Genomic DNA, 16,959 nt, shown 5'->3' with positions numbered 1-16,959 from the left:
AGAGACGACCCCCGGAACGCTGCTGATGCCTGACTTTCACTCAGATCTTCCACCGATGGCTCCTCCGCCCACTCTGCCCCGGCAGCGGCTCCGTTACGTGCGGATCCTCGACGTCGCCGCGGGCTTTGCGCGCAAGGGCCTGGACTCCGTGGTGCTGTCCGAAGTGGCGGCCAAGGCGGATGTTCCGCTGGGGACGCTGTACCGCTATTTCCCCTCGGCCACGCAACTGGTCCTGGCCCTCTACCGCAAGCAGCTGGGCGAACTCCTCGCGGCAAGCACGCCGACGGCCGGGAAAGTTGCGGTCCAGGCCCCCGTGGGCGTCGTGATGGAGATCTTTCACATGCGCCTCATGCAGCCGGCCGTGGAGCAGTGCCTCAACCGGGCCGTTTACGTCAAGGACACGGACACCACGCGGCTGCTCCGCGAGATCGACGCAACGGCGGAGAAAGCGGTGACGGCCGCGTGCGGCGACGCCGCCGTCGCCCGGGTCCTCCTGCTGACGGTCACTGGTCTGGTCCAGGCCGTCCGCTGCCGCCGGCTGTCCCTCTTCGAGGCCGAAGAAGACCTTAAGAAGGCCTGCTCGCTCCTGGAACGCGCCCGCCAGGCCGCGTAACCGGTCTAGACCAATCCGCCGCAAAAAGGGTCGGCAGGCGTGATCTGGGTCACATAAAACGGTGGATAAACGTTTCACCTAGCGGTCGGGGCATTGAGGCGGTCCGTAACCGGCAGCCTGCCTTGCGTACCATGGCTGGACCGGAGTCGGCCGACGCCAGCAAGTTCCGGGGCTCCACCGGCGACCGCCACCTTTGGTCGCCGCCGAGGCCCCGCCAGACCGCCTTGGACATCCCTGTCCAAGATCCACGAGCCGTGCGCCCACGGTGATTCCCAGGAGACAACGACGTGTCCACTGAAACGATCATTCCCGCCGAATCCGCTTCCCCAGCCGAGACAGTCGTGCTCAGCGACGAAGAAATCTTCGCATCCCACCAGGGCGGCAAGCTGTCGATTTCCAGCACCGTCCCGCTCGCCAGCAAGCGCGACCTCTCCATCGCCTACACGCCCGGCGTCGCCCAGGTCAGCCGGGCCATCCACGCCAAGCCGGAGCTCGCCAAGACGCTCACATGGGCCGAGCGCCTCGTCGTCGTCGTCAGTGACGGCACGGCCGTGCTCGGCCTGGGCAACATCGGCGCCAGTGCCTCGCTGCCCGTCATGGAGGGAAAGTCCGCACTCTTCAAGGCCTTCGGCGAGCTCGACTCCATCCCGCTGGTCCTGAACACCACGGACGTCGATGAAATCATCGAGACGCTGGTCCGGCTGCGCCCGAGCTTCGGCGCCGTCAACCTTGAGGACATCGCCGCGCCGCGCTGCTTCGAGCTCGAGGAAAAGCTCATCGAGGCCCTGGACTGCCCGGTCATGCACGATGACCAGCACGGCACCGCCGTCGTGGTCCTCGCCGCCCTGACTAACGCCGCCAAGGTGACCGGCCGTGCCCTCGAGAGCCTGCGCGTCGTGGTCTCCGGCGCCGGCGCCGCGGGCATCGCCGTCGCCGAAATCCTGCTGACCGCCGGAATCGGCGACGTCGTCCTCCTGGACTCCCGCGGTGCTATCAGTACGGACCGCGCGGACATCGCCGCCGACCCGGCCAGCAAGAAGGCAGAGCTCGCCGCCCGCAGCAACCCCCGCGGCGTGACCGGCGGCCCCGGCGAGGCGCTGCTCGGCGCCGACGTGTTCGTGGGCGTCTCCTCTTCCAAGCTGGACGAGGAGCATCTGAAACTGATGAACCACAGCTCGATCGTGTTCGCTCTGTCCAATCCGGACCCGGAAGTCCTGCCCGAGGTCGCCGGCAAGTACGCGGCCGTGGTCGCCACCGGGCGCAGCGACTTCCCGAACCAGATCAACAACGTCCTGGCGTTCCCCGGCATCTTCCGCGGAGCCCTCGACGCCGGCGCCCGCCGCATCACGCCGGCCATGAAGCTGGCCGCGGCCAGGGCCATCGCCGAGCTGGCCGAGGAGGACCTCGCCGCCGACTACATCGTGCCCAGCCCGCTGGACCCCCGGGTGGCTCCGGCGGTCTCCGCGGCAGTCGCCGCGGCGGTCGACGCCGGCTAGCCCGGCAGCCTGCAGTTCCACACCGCGACGGCGGCGCTTCCTTGGGGGGAGTGCCGCCGTCGCCGTCGTCTGGACCCGGGCCTAGACTGGGGCCATGAACCCCGAGGCTGTCGTGACCGTGTTGTGTGGCCTCGCCATTCTGGTGGGCGTGGCCGGGACGATCATTCCCGTCCTGCCCGGCAGCATCCTGATCGCGCTGAGCCTGCTGGCCTGGGCGCTGTGGGGCGGTGCCGGGACCACGGGCTGGGTGGTCTTCGGGGTCGGCCTGGCGTTCGTCCTGGCGGGCATGGCTGCCAGCACCGTCCTGACCGGGCGGAAGCTCAAGCAGCACCGCATTCCGAGCCGCTCCGTGGTGGTGGGGCTCGTCCTGGGCGTGGTGGGCATGTTCGTCATCCCCGTCGTGGGGCTGTTCGTGGGCTTCGCGGCCGGGCTCCTGCTCAGCGAGCTGCTGCGCACGCGCGCGTTCGGCAGCGCGGTGGCCTCGAGCTGGGCCGCGCTGAAGGCCACGGGCCTGGGCATGATCGTGGAATTCGGCCTGGCGTGCCTATCGGCGAGCACCTGGCTGATCGGTCTCTGGGTGGCCGCGGCCGCCTAGCTGCGCGCAGCCGGCCCTATTACGATGAGGGAATGAGCGCCGGACTTGGCGAATCCGCCCAACGCAACGCCACAGACGACATTCCCGCGGGCCAACTCCCGGCGGGGCGGTCCGGGGTGCAGGGCAGGCCGTACACCGACACCCGTGACCTGTCACCGTTCCGCAAACCCGTGGTCCGGACACCCGTCCGCGGCCTGGCCGGATCCGCGGGCGGCGTGCTGACCGGACTCATGGCGGGCCGGAGGCCCGGAACCCTCACCGCCGAGGGCGGCGTGCCGCGGCTGGGCAAAGTGACTGGCCGGGCGTCCGCGAAGATAGCCAAAGCCGTACACGCCGCCATTTTTGGCAGCACCGATCCGGACCGGCTGATCACGCTGGCCCGCACCTACCCCGGCTGGGCCGGGCTCTGCTATCTCATGGCCGGTCTGCTGGCCTACTCGCACGGCAGCCATCTGCGCGCCTCCGAACTCCTGCAGCGCGGCCTCAGCATGCGCAACGACGCCGACGCCAACCGCTACGCCGCCGTATACCTGGCCGGGGTGGTCACCAGGGTCGAGGTTGCCGAACGGATTGAGGTTCCGGTCCTCTTCAGCGAGGAGGCCGTGTTCCTGGCCTTGTCCCACTCCCTGCGCGAGACCGGCCAGGCCGAAGCGGCCCTGGCAGCGCTGGCCGGCCTGCCGCCGTCGTTCCCGCTGGCGCTGGCGCGCTGTTCCCTGGCGGCCGAACTCGGCCACGACGACGACGTGGTGGCGGACACCGAGGGCCTGCTCAACGCCGACGACCTGGCCGCCGCGCTGCTGCTGGTGCGCGCCCGCTCCCTGCGCAGGCTCGGATCCTACGGCGCTGCGCGGTCCGCGCTGCAGGAGGTCCTGCGGCGCCGGAAGACGGACTTCACCCTGCGCAGCGACGCACTGACGGACCAGGCCCTGCTCCTGCTGGACGCCGGCCGCAAAACCCTTGGGTACCGTGACTGGCAGCGCCGGAAGCCGGCGCAGGTGGAGGCCGTGAAGGCCATCCGCAAGGACGCGGAAATGCATGAACTCTGGGACCGTGAGTACGGCGGCGCCGACGGCGACTGACCTCCTCCCGTGCGGCACCCACGGGAAAACATGGCTAAAACCACGTAACCACTACTCTTGCGGGCCCCCGGGGCCGGGGGTAGAAACGAGGCATGAGAGATGCGGTGGCGCGCTGGATGCAGCACTACATCACGGCGTGGACAAGCAATGATCCCGAGGACATCCGCGCTCTGTTCACGGAGGATGCCGTCTATGCGACCAGCCCCCAGGAGGCCGAACCCTGGCAGGGCCGGGAAGACATCGTGGAGCACTGGCTGGCCGGGCGAGACGAACCGGACGACTGGACCTTTGAGTGGAAGCTGCTGGGGGTCGACGGCGGCCGGGCGTTCGTGCAGGGCCTGACCACCTACCGCGGCAACAGCCGCAGCTACGACAACCTGTGGATCATCCAGCTCACCGCGGACGGCCGCGCCTCGTCCTTCACCGAGTGGTACATGCAGCGAAAATAGCGGCGGCGGCGGGCGCGGCCTGCTCGGCGAGCAGCAGGACGCCCAGGACCAGCATGATGATCCCGCTGGCCAGGGTCACATGGCGGGCGGCCCCGGGCCGGGCATGCAGCAGTTTCCGGGACAGCAGCGCGACGCAGCTGTAGATGACCGCCACGAGAAGCACGAACGTGAGCCCCAGCAGCCCGGACTGGACCGGGACCGGCAGCGCGGCGTCGGGGCTGACGAACTGCGGAATCAGGGCCACGAAGAACAGCAGGCCCTTGGGGTTGATCCCGCTGATCCCGATGCCCTGGAGGAAGACCCGGAGCTGGCTCGCGGGCGCGGCCGCCGGGGGAGAGTCCGTGCCGGTACCGAAGCTGGCTCCCCGCCAGGACCGCAGGGTGCTCAGGCCCAGCCACAGCAGGTACAGGGCGCCCGCGGCCGTCAGCCAGCCGAGAACACCCGGCATCCCGGCCAGCAGCGCCGCCAATCCCAGAACCAGCAATGCCGTGTGCAGGGCGTAGCCGCCGCACAGTCCGGCGACGGCGGGAGCGAAGCTGCGTTGCCGCAGCCCCGCGGCGATCGAATAAGCCCAGTCGACGCCGGGCGTGCACGCCAGGGCGACGGCGACAACCAGAAAGGCGAGGAAAAGTTGGGGGTTCACGGGGGGCTCCAGGGGTGCGGTACCTCGTGGCAGGTACAGGGAAAACTCTAGGCAAATTCAGCCCGGAAGTGTTCGCCTATTTACTGGGGAATCGCGCATTGACGGTAAGATTATTGCGTGATCGACGACATTGACAGGAATATTTTGCGCCACCTCCAAACGGACGGCCGGATGACCGCCACGGCGCTGGCCGCGAAGGTGGGGCTGACGGTGGCCCCCTGCCACCGCCGGTTGCGTGACCTGGAGACCGCCGGCATCATCCGGGGATACCGCGCGGACGTCGATCCGGCCGCCGTGGGGCTCGGGTTCGAGGCGATCGTGTTCGTGACCCTGCGCCAGGTGGACCGTTCCACCATGGAAATCTTCGAGAACCGGGTGGCGGACAACCCCAACATCGTCGAGGCCCAGCGGCTCTTCGGCTCGCCGGACTACCTCCTCAAGGTCATCGCCGAAGACCTGCCGTCCTACCAGCGCTTCTACGACAGCGAGCTGACCTCGCTGCCCGGCGTCGAACGGCTGACGTCCACCCTGGTGATGAAGAACCTGAAGACCAACATCGGCCCGCCGGTCTGAACCGCACGCGCGTCAGGCGCCCAGCAAGCCCGTGGTCCGGTAAGGAATGACCTCGCGGAGGAACATGCTCGTTGACGTCCGGACGATGCCCGGGCACAGCCGGATTTCCTCGGACACGCGGTAGAGGTCATCCGGGCTCTTGGCCACCACCCGGATCAGCAGGTCGGTGTCGCCGGCCGGGGCATGGCATTCGAGCACTTCCGGGATGTTGCGAAGGGCCGCAATGGCCTCGTTGAGGTGGCTCTGGTCCAACTCAGCGCTCACCGCGGCCGCCACGCCGCGGCCCAGTGCGGAGGGCAGGACCCGGCTGCTGTTGGGGCGCAGTGCTCCCGATGCCGTCATCCGCTCCAGGCGCGACTGCACAGTGCCGCGGGCCAGGCCCAGCTTCTGCGCCAGCACCATGACCGGGACGCGGGGATCGTCGTCCAATGCGGCGAGGATCCGCCGGTCCGTCGGGTCCAGTTCCTGCAAAATGACCACTCCCTGTTCGCCGGGCCGTGCCGGGTTGATCAGACTGACCAGCCCTGCCGCTCTCCGTTGCACCAACTGTAGGGCTTCTGCTCAAATGATGACAACAAAGGAACGGGGCCACCGCCGCGGTTCCGAAGGCTACAGGCACCCCGGCACACCACCCGGACCCTGGATGAGGCTCCCGCAAGGAACCCGCCGCTGATTGACTCTTGTTCACGCATCGTCTTTCCGCACACGCATCACCACACGGCAAGAGCCCCTGAGCCACCGACGTCGGATGTCCCGAAGTCATCGGTAGCTGAGGGGCTCTTGTGCTGCCCGGCATAGGCTGGTCCCATGAGCTCAGCAGGCCGCTTCGCCCCCAGCCCGTCCGGTGAACTGCACGTCGGCAACCTCCGGACGGCGATCCTTGCCTGGCTCTTTGCCCGGTCCACCGGCCGGCGGTTCCTCATGCGGGTGGAGGACCTGGACCGGGCCCGGGCCGGTGCCGAGGCGGAGCAGCTCCGTGACCTCACGGCGGTCGGCATCAGCTGGGACGGCGGCGTCGTGCGCCAGACGGACCGCGAGCATCTCTACGACGCCGCGATCGCACAGCTGACGGCGGCGGGCCTGACCTATGAGTGTTTCTGTACCCGCCGGGAAATCCAGGACGCCCCGTCCGCGCCGCACGCTCCCCAGGGCGCCTACCCGGGGACCTGCCGCAACCTCAGCGGCGCCGAACGCGAGGCCAGGCGCGCCGCCCGTCCGGCAGCGGTCCGGCTCCGCGCCGCAGTGGCCGAGGCGACCGTGCGGGACGTGCTCCACGGCCCCTACACGGGCGTCGTCGATGACTTCGTGCTCCGGCGCAACGACGGCGTGACCGCCTACAACCTGGCCGTGGTGGTGGATGACGACGCGCAGGGCATTGACCAGGTGGTGCGGGGCGATGACCTCCTGCCGTCCACGCCGCGGCAGGTCCACCTCGCATCCCTTTTGAATATGCCGGTTCCGGAATATGCGCATGTGCCGCTCGTCCTGAACGCCGACGGTGCGCGGCTGGCCAAGCGGGACGGCGCCGTGACCCTGGCGGACCTTGCACTGACGGGCGTGGGGGCGGAGGAAGTCCGGGACGCGCTGCTGGCATCGCTGGGCCTGCCGCCCGGTCCCTTGGAGCATGCCCTGGCCGTCTTCGACCCCGCCGCGCTGCCGCGGGAGCCCTGGGTGTGGCCCGGACTGCAGCCGGGCCGGGGTGCCGGGGTGCCGCGCGCCGCCTCCTAGCGCAGACCCTCCCACAAAGCGCGCTCCCAGGCCCGGGGATCATCTACCACCGCGGGGCTATCGGAGCCGAACCGCATGGTGGCCCGGCGGGCGGGCTCGTACGCCGGCCATCCGGGATCGCCGGTGGCCGCGAACTGCACCCAGGCTGCATGCATCGTGTCGGCGAGTTCCTGCGGCGGATTGTCGCCCAGGAGCCGGCCGAAGAGCCGCGAATCCCGGTCCAGGGTGTCGAAGACGAACGGGACCTCCACGGCGTGGACGGCGCCGAGGCCCGGCGCGGGCCAGGCGAACTCATACATGTAGGTGTGCGCGCCGGTGCCGTGCGCCGCGTCCGCGTGGGCGTCGGCGAGGCGGAGTGCGGGGATGCGCACCCACCAGTCGGTCTGGACCGCGGCGAGGAGGTCCCCTGGGCCCGCGCCGGGGTAGCGGTCGCGGTACGCGTCGAGGCCGGCCGGGACCGGCAGCCCGTAGGCCGCCGGCGGCGGGAAACCCTCAATGCTGTCCGTACCGCTCAGGCCCTCCTCCGTCACCCGGGAGAGAACCCCGGTGATGGCCAGGAAGAGTTTCCAGTCCTCCGTGTTGGTCCCGGCCAGGACGTCGACCGCCGCGCCGGCCCCCGCGGCGATCCGGTCGATCGGGCGCCGCGGAATCACGTCCCCGTCAATGACCGGTTGCCAGAGCATGGTGCTGGCCACCACGTCGTGGCCCCAGTGCTCCGGGTCCGGACGGGCCAGCAACTCAGCCTTCAGCCGTGACTGTGCGGCGAGAAAGTCAGTGACCGGCACCGCCGCCATCGCTTCGCGGGTCTGCGGAACCCGCAGTTCCGCGGCCAGGGCCCGACCGATCCGCTCCGCGGCCGGGGCGGCGATGACGTGATGCGCCGCCCCGCTCTGCAGGATGGCCCGCCGGAACAAACCCTCGGCCCGGGGCATGGAGAGCAGGGCGCCGATGCTCATCGCCCCGGCCGATTCGCCGAAGACCGTGACGTTGCCCGGGTCGCCGCCGAAGCCGGCGATGTTCTCGCGGACCCACTCGAGGGCCGCGACCTGGTCGAGCAGGCCCACGTTGGCGTGCCCGTCACCGAGGTAGAGAAAGCCGTCGGCGCCCACCCGCCAGTTGATCACGACACACACGACGCTGTCCCGGGCGAAGTTCCGGCCGTCATACGCCGCCGTCGAGCCGATTTCGAAAGCTCCGCCCTGGATCCACACCATGACGGGCAGGCCGGTCCGCGCCGGATCAGGGGTCCAGATGTTGAGGTTCAGGCAGTCGTCCCCGGCCAGGTCGGTGTCCCAATCGGAACCGGCACTGGGCGGCGGGGCAAGCTGGGGAGGGGCGGCGCCGTAGCGCGTGGCGTCGCGGACCCCGCTCCACGGATCGGGCGGCCGCGGCGGCTGGAGCCTGTTCGGGCCGGCCGGGGGAGCGGCGTAGGGGATGCCCAGGAAGGCACAGACGCCGCCGGCTTCCGTGCCGCGCAGCGCACCGCAGGGGGTAGTGACGACAATGTCCCTGGCCATAGGGGCCACTCTGGCAGGTCCCGCCCCTGCCGGGCAGGGCCGAAGGTCACCGCCTGGACAGCTGCCGGGCCCGCCACAGAAGCCCTACGTAGGCCAGGTCGAAGACGCTGCACAGGCCGCCGAGCCCCAGGATCAGCGGCGAGTTGGCCAGCCAGCCGAACGCCACCGTGGGAGCCAGCGTGCCGATCCACTTGGCCGTGCCGATCAGCAGGGATTGGCCGCGGAGTCCGGCGCGCGCGGCGAACATGGCAATGAACAGGCCGGACATCAGCAGGTTCTGCAGGAAGGCCGAGTACCGGGGCGCGTCGTCCCAGCCGAATTCCACCACGAAAAGCCACTGCACCACGAAGGACGTCACGGCCAGCAAAACGGCCCAGCCGATGAACAGCCTGCGCGTCACCCACACCGGAAGTTCCGCCCTGCCGAACTTGAGGAACGTGATGACGATGGCGACGTCGGCCAGCCCCCACACGATGTTGAAGAGCCCCTGCGCCGATATCCCGGTGGCGACGGCGCGGGACGCGTAAAGAACCTCCCACGCGAAATTCAGCCCCAGCGCGGCGGCGGGAATGGCGTAGCTGCGGTCGCGGAAGCCGACCCGGATGGCATCGATGTACACCGCGGTCCAGGCCACGCCGCTGACGATCGTCAGGAACAGGATCACGCGTCCCCCTCGGCTGGACCCGCTGTGGCTAGACCCGGCCCAGGGCGTCGATGTCCTCGAGGAACTCCTGGTGCACCTCGTCGCTGACCGTGGTCCGGGTGTCCCGGATCGCATCGAGGTAATCCTGCGTGGAGGGTCCCTTCCGGGCAGCCGGGCCGGAGGCGGGGCCGCCCCCGGACGCCGCGCCGCCGTCGATGTCCATTCCGTAAACGGCGTTCTCCAGCGCCCGCTGGGAGGCGCTGCGGGCCGCGTACTCGATGTCCGCCGGGGAGAAGCCCTCGGTGCGGTCCACCAGGAGCTCGACGTCGACGTCGTCAATCACGGCGGTGGGGATGAAACGCTGCCACATCGCCTCACGCGCCTGCCGGTCCGGCAGGCCGATCGGTATGACGTAATCGAACCGGCCGTGCCGCAGGAACGCCGAATCCAGTGAGCGGATGAAGTTGGTGGCGCAGACCAGGATCCGGCCGGGCTGTTCGCGGAACGCCGGAATGATCTTCAGGAGCTCGTTCGTGACGCCCTGCAGGGGAGAGGGCGGCTCGCCGGAGCGCTGGGACGCGATCTCCTCGACCTCGTCGATGAACACCACGGCGTGCTCGAGCTCGGCAATTTCCAGGAACGTCTCGCGCAGCGCGCCGGCCAGGCCCTGCGGGTCCGCGGCCAGCCGGGACGGGAACACCTCCACGAACGGCCACTCCAGCCGCGACGCGATCGCCTTGGCGAAGGTCGTCTTGCCGGTGCCGGGCGGGCCGAAGAGGACGACGGCGCGCGGCGGCACCACGCCATACTCGTCGGCGAGGTCCGCCTCGGCCAGCGGCAGGACCAGCCGGCGTTCCAGCAGTTCCTTCTCGCGGCGCATGCCGGCCACGTTCTCCCAGAGGTCGCGGGCCAGGATGCGGCCGCCCAGCAGGCTGAGCGGTTCCAGTTCCTGGCGCTGCACCGGGATTTTCCGTTCGAAGTAGCGCAGGTTTTTCTTCAGGACGAAGCCGCGGCCCAGGAACGCCTCCACCCGGGTTTCGGACTCGGGCATGAGCGCGGAGAGCTTGTTGAGCCCGTGCGGGGCCATCCGGTTTTCGACGGCGGCCAGCAGCGAGGTGCCGATCCCGCGGCCCCGGAACTCGGGCAGGGTGGCCAGGAACACGATCCAGCCCTGGTCATGGGCGGCGCGCCCGACGGCGGCGCCCACCACCTGCTCGCCCTGCACCGCCACCACTGCGTGGTCCTTTTCGCACGAGGCCAGGACTTCGGAGAGCGCGTAGACGGGCTCCACGTTGTTCGCTTTGAGGGATTCCCAGAGGTGCAGGATGCCGTCGAGGTCGGCCGAGTGGAAGTCCCTGATCCGCCAGTTGGTCATGAAGTGTCTCCCGGGTGGTTCGTCGCTGAGCCGGTGGGCGCCGGTGCGGGCGCCTCTGCTGAGCATATGCGAACCACCCGGGCCGGGGTGTTCCGGGGCGCCGCGTTACGCGGCGGCGCCGGCCCGGGGCGTTACTCCGACTTTGCGCCGGAGCCGGCTGCGGGGCGGTTGGCCACCAGCGGGTACGGGCCGGTGAAGCCGTCGCGGACGGCCGCGATTTCCATGATCCGGTGCCGGCAGAGGCGCCAGCCGAGCATCAGCAGCGGAATGATGACGACGAGGGACGCGATGGTCCACGTGCCTACTGGGGAGTCGAAGGCCATGAGGACCAGCACCGCCAGGAGGAAAGCCAGGGTGATCCAGCCGGTGACGGGGGCGCCGGGCATCCGGAAGGCGGGCCGGAGCAGTTCCCCGCGGGCCGCGAGCCGGGCCAGCTGCATCTGGCACAGCACGATCATGCCCCAGGTGCTGATGATGCCCAGGGAAGCGACGTTGAGGACGATTTCGAAGGCCTCGGCGGGCACCACGGCGTTGAGGATGACGCCCAGGACCGCCACGCAGGCGGTCAGGGCAATGCCGCCGTAGGGGACGCCTGACCTGTTCATCCGGGCGGCAAATTTCGGCGCGGACCCCGAGACGGACATGGAGCGCATGATCCGGCCGGTGGAGTAGAGGCCGGCGTTGAGCGAGGACAGTGCCGCGGTGAGGACCACGAGGTTCATGATGGCGTCCACGCCGTCCACCCCGATCGAGCCGAAGAACGTCACGAACGGGCTTTCACCGGCTTTGTACGAGCCGTAGGGCAGCAGCAGCGAGAGCAGCACGAGCGAGCCGACGTAGAACACCGCGATGCGCGCGATCACCGTGTTGATGGCCCGGGGCATGATCTTTTCCGGGTTTTCCGTTTCGCCGGCGGCGGTGCCGATCAGTTCGATCGAGGCGTAGGCGAAGACGACGCCCTGCATCACCACGACCGCCGGCAGCAGGCCGTTGGGGAACATGCCGCCGTTGTCCGCGATGAGGCTGAAGCCGACCTCGTGGCCGGGCACGGGCGTGCCGAAGATGACGAAGTAGATGCCCACGAGGAGGAAGGACACGAGCGCCACGACCTTGATGAGCGCGAACCAGAACTCCATCTCGCCGAACACCTTGACGCTGATGAGGTTCAGGCCCAGGACCAGGATCAGTGCGGCCAGGGCCCAGACCCACTGCGGCACGTCGGCGATCGGCGCCCAGTACTTCTTGAAGAAGTTCATGTAGAGCGCGACGGCGGTGATGTCCACGATCGCCGTCATGGCCCAGTTCAGCCAGTACAGCCAGCCGGTGACGAACGCGGCTTTCTCGCCGAAGAATTCGCGGGCGTAGGAGACGAAGGAGCCCGACGAGGGCCGGTGCATCACCAGTTCACCGAGGGCGCGCAGGATCATGAAGGCAAAGAAGCCGCAGACCGCGTAGCTGATGATCAGGGCGGGCCCGGCCGCGGCGAGCCGGCCGCCGGCGCCCATGAACAGGCCGGTGCCGATCGCGCCGCCGATCGCGATCATCTGCACCTGCCGCGGTTTCAGGCTCTTGTGGTAGCCCTGGTCCTCGGCGTGCAGCGCGGCCTCGGAGGCGTGCGCGTGCGCCGGAATGGTGTGGTCGGTGACGGCCGGGTGCTTTTGGTCAGGCTGTTTTTGGGCGCGGGCGGTGTCGGGAGAAGTCATGGGGGTCCTTCGGGTTCGAGGTGCGCTACTTGCTCAGGTTGGCCAGGCGTTGCGGGCTGAGGAGGTCGGTGAGCTGCCCGTCGGTGAGCAGACCATGTTCGAGCACGAGTTCCGCGACGCCCTTGCCGGTGGCGAGGGCTTCCTGGGCGATGGCCGTGGCCGTGGCGTAGCCCAGGTGCGGGTTGAGGGCGGTGACGAGGCCGATCGACTGTTCCACGGTGAGGCGGAGCCGTTCGGTATTGGCCGTGATGCCGCGCACGCAGCGGGACGTGAGGGTGCGGCAGGCGGCTTCCAGGTGGGAGATGCTCTTGTGGAGGCTGTGGACGATGATCGGTTCGAAGGCGTTGAGCTGGAGCTGCCCGGCCTCGGCGGCCATGGTGATCGTGACGTCGTTGCCGATCACCTCGTAGGCCACCTGGCTGACCACTTCCGGGATGACCGGGTTGATCTTGCCGGGCATGATCGAGGACCCGGACTGCACGGCGGGGAGGTTGATTTCGCCCAGGCCGGCGCGCGGGCCGGAGGAGAGCAGCCGGAGGTCGTTGCAGATCTTGGACAGCTTCACGGCCACCCGCTTGAGCACGCCGGAAAGGTGCACGAAGGCGCCGACGTCCTGCGTGGCCTCGATCAGGTCCGCCGCGGTGACGAGCGGCAGGCCGGTGATCTCGGCCAGGTGGCGGCAGGCGGCCTCGGCGTATCCGGCAGGGGCGTTCAGGCCCGTGCCGATCGCCGTGGCGCCGAGGTTGATCTCGTGGATCAGGAGGTCGGCCTCGGCCAGGCGGAGCCGGTCCTCGCCGATCGTGACGGCGTAGGTGCCGAATTCCTGGCCCAGCGTCATGGGAACGGCGTCCTGCAGCTGGGTGCGGCCCATCTTGACCACCGTGCGGAATTCGAGCGCCTTGGCGGCGAAGGCGTCCTCGAGCTCAGTCAGGGCGTCCAGCAGTTCCCGGGCGGCGAAGATCGTGCCGAGCTTGACCGCGGTGGGGTAGACATCGTTGGTGGACTGGCTGAGGTTGACGTGGTCGTTGGGGTGCAGCCGCGCGTAATCGCCCTTGGGGTGACCGAGGATTTCCAGGGCGCGGTTGGCGATCACCTCGTTGGCGTTCATGTTCGACGACGTCCCGGCGCCGCCCTGGATGACGTCCACCACGAACTGCTCGCTGAGCTTGCCGTCCATGACGTCGGCGCAGGCATCCTCGATGGCCCGGGCGCGCTCGGCATCGAGCAGTCCGAGCTCGTGGTTGGTCCGGGCGGCGGCCAGTTTCACGGCGGCCAGTCCGCGGACCAGGTACATGTTGGAGGACAGCGGCTGGCCGGTGATGGGGAAGTTCTCCACGGCCCGGAGAGTGTGGACGCCCCAGTAGGCGTCGGCGGGAACGTCCCGGTCGCCGAGGAGGTCGTGTTCGGAGCGGAAGTCCGGGCGGTCGTCGATCGAGGTCATGGCGGTCCTTACTGGGCGTGGGCGTTCGATGTTTCGGCGGCGAGGAAGTCGGCGGCCTGCAGGACCCCGACGGGCCGGCCGCCGCCCAGCACAGGGCTCGTGGCGAGGGGCGCCAGCGACGTCGTGTCGACGTCGAGCGCATCCAGGATCCGCACGGTGACGGGCATCCGGGCGCGGTCGCCGCCGTCGGAGATCTTCACGGCGACGCCGCGGCCGTCCGCCAGACCCACCAGCTGGACGCCCTCAAAGCCGTCCTTGGCGAGGAGGCCGGGGACCAGGCGCATGAGCGCGGTGACGTCCCGGCCCTCGCCGGCGACCATTTCCGGGTGGCGGCGCATGGCGCGCGCGACGGCGGCTTCCGCGCCGCCGGCGTCGTCCGCGGCCAGCCGGCCAAAGGCGCGGGCCATGCCGCGCAGGGTGAGTGCGAACAGCGGGGTGCCGCAGCCGTCGGTGCTGATGCGTTCCGGATCCTCGCCTGTCAGTTCGGCCACGGTCCCGGCCACGAGCTGCTGCAGCGGGTGCTCCGGGTCCAGGTACCCCCGGACCGGCCAGCCGTTGATGACGCAGGTGGCTGCCATCGCGGCGTGCTTGCCGGAGCAGTTTTGCGCGAGCTGGGTGGCCTGGCCGCCGCCGGCAAGCCATTCCTCGCGCTCGCGGGTTCCGTAGGGCAGATCGCTGCTGTTTGCCAGGTCCACCGGGGTCAGCCCGTGCAGGTCAAGGATGCGCAGCGCACCGTCGCGGTGCCGGGCCGCGCCCGAGTGGCTGGCGGCGGCGAGGGCGAGGAGCTCATCGGGGAGGACCAGGCCGACCCGGACCATCGCGACGGCCTGCAGGGGCTTCAGGGCGGAGCGCGGGTAGAACGGGGCCAGCGGATCACCGGCGGCCAGGAGGGTGCCGCCGTCCGGTGCGACGGCGACTGCCGAACCGTAGTGGACGCTCTCGATCAGGCCGTCGCGGGTCTGCGCCGCCAACGGGGCGTGCTGCGGGAGCTGCGTCGGGGCCGGCGGGGCCGGGATTTGCACGAGGGCAGGAGAAGTCATTGCTTCCTTAGCTTGGGTTGTTCTTCAGGAGTTGAGGATCGAGTCAAGGGCCACGCCGACGGCGTGCAGGTGCCGGCTCATCGCAATGCGGGCCGTCGCCGCGTCGCCGGCCTCGATGGCGTCCACGATCTGCCGGTGCTCCTCGTCGGAGGCGTGCTGGCGGTCCGCCACCATGTTCAACGTCTCAGACTGGTGGGCCAGGGCATCGCGGATGTCGGCGACGACGTTTTCGAACACCTTGTTCCGGCTGGCCCGGGCGATCGCCGCGTGGAAGGTCGAGTCGAGGCTCACCCATACTTCGGGGTCGTCCTCGGCAGCCATGGCCGCGACGATCTCCTTAAGGGTCTCGAGTTCCTCGGCGGAGCGGCGTTCGGCGGCAAGCCCTGCGGCGGGCACCTCGATGTGCGGGCGCGCCTCGGTGAGGTCGCTGGCGGAATACTGGCCGAGGACCAGATCCGTGGCCACGCGGTCAGCGACCACGAACGTGCCGCGGCCGGTCCTGGTGACGGTCAGGCCAAGGGCGGTGCAGGAGCGCAGGGCCTCGCGGACCACCGACCTGCTGACGCCGTACTGCTGGGCGAGCGTGGCTTCGGAACTGAGTTTGGCGCCGACGCCGAGCTTGCCGGATTCAATTTCGGAACGGATGACGTTGAAGACGGCTTCGGCCGCGCTGAGGCGGGCGAGAGGCTGTCCTGCTGTCCGGCTGTCTGACAGGTTCACGCTTAAAATATGGCAGGGGTCACATCCGGGTGTCAACTGTTACGGTAGTCCCCGCTGCGGAAAGGGCTACCGCAGCGGGGACTGCCATCACAGTTGGCCGCGCGCCCATGGGGGCGCGCGGCCGGTCCGCGGGCGGTTAAAGGGCGGCGAGCAATTGCTTCATTTCGGCGATCTCCGTGGTCTGGGCGGCGGCGATCTCCCTGGCCAGGCGGACCGCCGCCGCGTCCTTGCCGCTGCGCACCTCGGCGTTCGCCATCTCCACGGCACCCTCGTGGTGGGCGATCATCTGGGTCAGGAACAGCCGTGCGGCCTCGGTGCCCTGGGCGGCGTCGAGCTTCTTGAGGTCGTCATCGCCCATCATGCCGGACATGGCGTGGCCGCCGGCCATCTGGTTCGGCTCGTTCCAGGCCTGGAGCCAGCCCGTCATGGTGTCGATTTCCGGGCCTTGCGCGGCCTTGATCTTCGTGGCCAGCGCCGTGACCCGGGAGTCGATTCCCTGCTTGCCGAGCATCATTTCGCTCATCTCGACGGCCTGCCGGTGATGCGGGATCATGCCCTGCGCAAAGAGGGTGTCGAAGCCGTTGTGGTTGGCGCTGGCGCCGGCCGGGGCAGGGCTGGAACCCGCCGAGGTGGACCGTTCCGGGCTGGTACTGGTGGCCCCGCCGGATTCGGCCGAGCAGCCGGCCAGGGCGATGGCGGCAGCGAGGGCGGTCGCGGAAATGGTGAGGGATTTCTTCATGGCAAATCTTTTCTGTGGGGTCCGGCAACCGGAGCCGGATGGGGGAAGGGCGCGCGTGGGGCGCGTCCCGGAAACGACGCGGGCGCCGGAGGAATCACGGCGCATGCCCGGGTTTACGTCCGGCTGATGCAGAGGTCGCCGGGGGGCGGCGAACCGGGAATATAAGCGCAGCGCGCCGGCAGGACCGCAACGCGGACGGTCCGGGGCTGCGCCTGCAGCGCAGCGGTGCCCGGCAGCGGGGCGCTCGGCGCGGCCCCCGGCGGAGCCGGGGTGCAGCCGATATGGGCGGCGGGCTTTTCCGCGCAACCGCCCTGGCACACGCACGACGCCGACCCGGCCGCCGCCGTCGACGTAGCCGCAGGAGCGGCGAGCGGTGCGTTGCCGTGGGATGCAGGACTGTGGCTTGCGTGGCTGGGCCTTGCGGAACTTTGGCTTGAGGAACCGTGGCTTGCGGAGCTGTGGTCTGCATGGAGACCGGCGAGGATGTGCATGCCCAGGAACCCGGCGATGACGGCGAGGACGGCGGCCAACAGCCCGGCGCGGCGGAAGGCCCGCGCGGTGCCCGCTGTGGTGCCGGCGGCCATGGCGCTCCTCCTCACATCCCG

The 16,959-nt window shown here is 69.7% G+C and carries 18 protein-coding genes; 7 read left to right on the top strand and 11 right to left on the bottom strand.

All coding sequences use genetic code 11. The annotated features are described in order from the left end of the window. The first annotated feature begins 55 nt into the window (after window positions 1-55). The 5 genes from CFN17_RS05955 to CFN17_RS05935 all read left to right on the top strand — a co-directional run bounded on the left by CFN17_RS05955 (window position 56) and on the right by CFN17_RS05935 (window position 4,232). Complete coding sequence (locus tag CFN17_RS05955; RefSeq protein WP_395926378.1) at window positions 56-613, top strand: helix-turn-helix domain-containing protein; 558 nt, start codon at window positions 56-58, stop codon at window positions 611-613. Window positions 614-900: 287 nt separating this feature from the next. Beyond that, complete coding sequence (locus CFN17_RS05950) at window positions 901-2,109, top strand: NADP-dependent malic enzyme (protein WP_208750419.1); 1,209 nt, start codon at window positions 901-903, stop codon at window positions 2,107-2,109. A 94-nt stretch (window positions 2,110-2,203) separates the two neighbouring features. Next, window positions 2,204-2,704 (top strand): DUF456 domain-containing protein, encoded by a 501-nt coding sequence (locus tag CFN17_RS05945; RefSeq protein WP_208750418.1) that lies wholly within the window; start codon window positions 2,204-2,206, stop codon window positions 2,702-2,704. Between the two features lie 32 nt (window positions 2,705-2,736). Beyond that, on the top strand, window positions 2,737-3,783 hold the full coding sequence (locus tag CFN17_RS05940) for a hypothetical protein (RefSeq protein ID WP_261792388.1): 1,047 nt from the start codon (window positions 2,737-2,739) through the stop codon (window positions 3,781-3,783). Between the two features lie 92 nt (window positions 3,784-3,875). Then, the gene (locus tag CFN17_RS05935; RefSeq protein WP_208750417.1) at window positions 3,876-4,232 is read left to right on the top strand and encodes a nuclear transport factor 2 family protein; all 357 of its coding nucleotides are present in this window, start codon (window positions 3,876-3,878) and stop codon (window positions 4,230-4,232) included. On the opposite strand, the gene CFN17_RS05930 is transcribed toward CFN17_RS05935, so the two are convergent. After that, on the bottom strand, window positions 4,204-4,875 hold the full coding sequence (locus tag CFN17_RS05930) for a LysE family translocator (RefSeq protein WP_208750416.1): 672 nt from the start codon (window positions 4,873-4,875) through the stop codon (window positions 4,204-4,206). The two genes, CFN17_RS05935 and CFN17_RS05930, sit on opposite strands and share 29 nt — an antisense overlap. 117 nt (window positions 4,876-4,992) lie before the next feature. On the opposite strand from CFN17_RS05930, the gene CFN17_RS05925 reads away from it, so the two are divergent. Beyond that, a complete protein-coding gene (locus CFN17_RS05925; protein WP_208750415.1) occupies window positions 4,993-5,448 on the top strand; it encodes an Lrp/AsnC family transcriptional regulator in 456 nt (151 codons plus the stop codon). Between the two features lie 12 nt (window positions 5,449-5,460). Here the strand turns inward: CFN17_RS05925 and CFN17_RS05920 are convergent, their stop codons facing one another. Next, complete coding sequence (locus CFN17_RS05920) at window positions 5,461-5,919, bottom strand: Lrp/AsnC family transcriptional regulator (protein ID WP_208751361.1); 459 nt, start codon at window positions 5,917-5,919, stop codon at window positions 5,461-5,463. A gap of 336 nt (window positions 5,920-6,255) precedes the next feature. On the opposite strand from CFN17_RS05920, the gene gluQRS reads away from it, so the two are divergent. Beyond that, the gene (gene gluQRS / locus CFN17_RS05915) at window positions 6,256-7,176 is read left to right on the top strand and encodes a tRNA glutamyl-Q(34) synthetase GluQRS (RefSeq protein ID WP_208750414.1); all 921 of its coding nucleotides are present in this window, start codon (window positions 6,256-6,258) and stop codon (window positions 7,174-7,176) included. On the opposite strand, the gene CFN17_RS05910 is transcribed toward gluQRS, so the two are convergent. The 9 genes from CFN17_RS05910 to CFN17_RS05870 all read right to left on the bottom strand — a co-directional run bounded on the left by CFN17_RS05910 (window position 7,173) and on the right by CFN17_RS05870 (window position 16,938). After that, on the bottom strand, window positions 7,173-8,693 hold the full coding sequence (locus CFN17_RS05910) for a carboxylesterase/lipase family protein (RefSeq protein WP_208750413.1): 1,521 nt from the start codon (window positions 8,691-8,693) through the stop codon (window positions 7,173-7,175). The two genes, gluQRS and CFN17_RS05910, sit on opposite strands and share 4 nt — an antisense overlap. Before the next feature lie 46 nt (window positions 8,694-8,739). After that, a complete protein-coding gene (locus CFN17_RS05905; protein WP_208750412.1) occupies window positions 8,740-9,357 on the bottom strand; it encodes a hypothetical protein in 618 nt (205 codons plus the stop codon). A gap of 28 nt (window positions 9,358-9,385) precedes the next feature. Beyond that, complete coding sequence (locus tag CFN17_RS05900; RefSeq protein ID WP_208750411.1) at window positions 9,386-10,711, bottom strand: ATP-binding protein; 1,326 nt, start codon at window positions 10,709-10,711, stop codon at window positions 9,386-9,388. Between the two features lie 131 nt (window positions 10,712-10,842). Then, window positions 10,843-12,414 carry an amino acid permease gene (locus CFN17_RS05895; protein ID WP_208750410.1) on the bottom strand — a complete coding sequence of 524 codons (1,572 nt, stop codon included), beginning with the start codon at window positions 12,412-12,414 and terminating at the stop codon, window positions 10,843-10,845. A 25-nt stretch (window positions 12,415-12,439) separates the two neighbouring features. Continuing rightward, window positions 12,440-13,855, bottom strand: coding sequence for an aspartate ammonia-lyase (locus tag CFN17_RS05890; protein ID WP_208750409.1), 1,416 nt, complete (start codon window positions 13,853-13,855; stop codon window positions 12,440-12,442). A gap of 8 nt (window positions 13,856-13,863) precedes the next feature. Then, window positions 13,864-14,895: an asparaginase gene (locus tag CFN17_RS05885; RefSeq protein ID WP_208750408.1), complete on the bottom strand. Its 1,032-nt coding sequence runs from the start codon at window positions 14,893-14,895 to the stop codon at window positions 13,864-13,866. 24 nt (window positions 14,896-14,919) lie between these two features. Then, window positions 14,920-15,615: a FadR/GntR family transcriptional regulator gene (locus tag CFN17_RS05880; protein ID WP_208750407.1), complete on the bottom strand. Its 696-nt coding sequence runs from the start codon at window positions 15,613-15,615 to the stop codon at window positions 14,920-14,922. A 136-nt stretch (window positions 15,616-15,751) separates the two neighbouring features. Further along, window positions 15,752-16,354 (bottom strand): DUF305 domain-containing protein, encoded by a 603-nt coding sequence (locus CFN17_RS05875; protein WP_208750406.1) that lies wholly within the window; start codon window positions 16,352-16,354, stop codon window positions 15,752-15,754. A gap of 113 nt (window positions 16,355-16,467) precedes the next feature. Continuing rightward, on the bottom strand, window positions 16,468-16,938 hold the full coding sequence (locus CFN17_RS05870; protein WP_208750405.1) for a hypothetical protein: 471 nt from the start codon (window positions 16,936-16,938) through the stop codon (window positions 16,468-16,470). Window positions 16,939-16,959: the final 21 nt, after the last annotated feature.

Origin of the sequence: Arthrobacter sp. PM3, assembly GCF_003352915.1 — a bacterium.
GTDB lineage: Bacteria > Actinomycetota > Actinomycetes > Actinomycetales > Micrococcaceae > Arthrobacter.
Note: the sequence above shows the minus strand (reverse complement) of the source record. Positions and strands in the feature narration are given on the sequence as shown.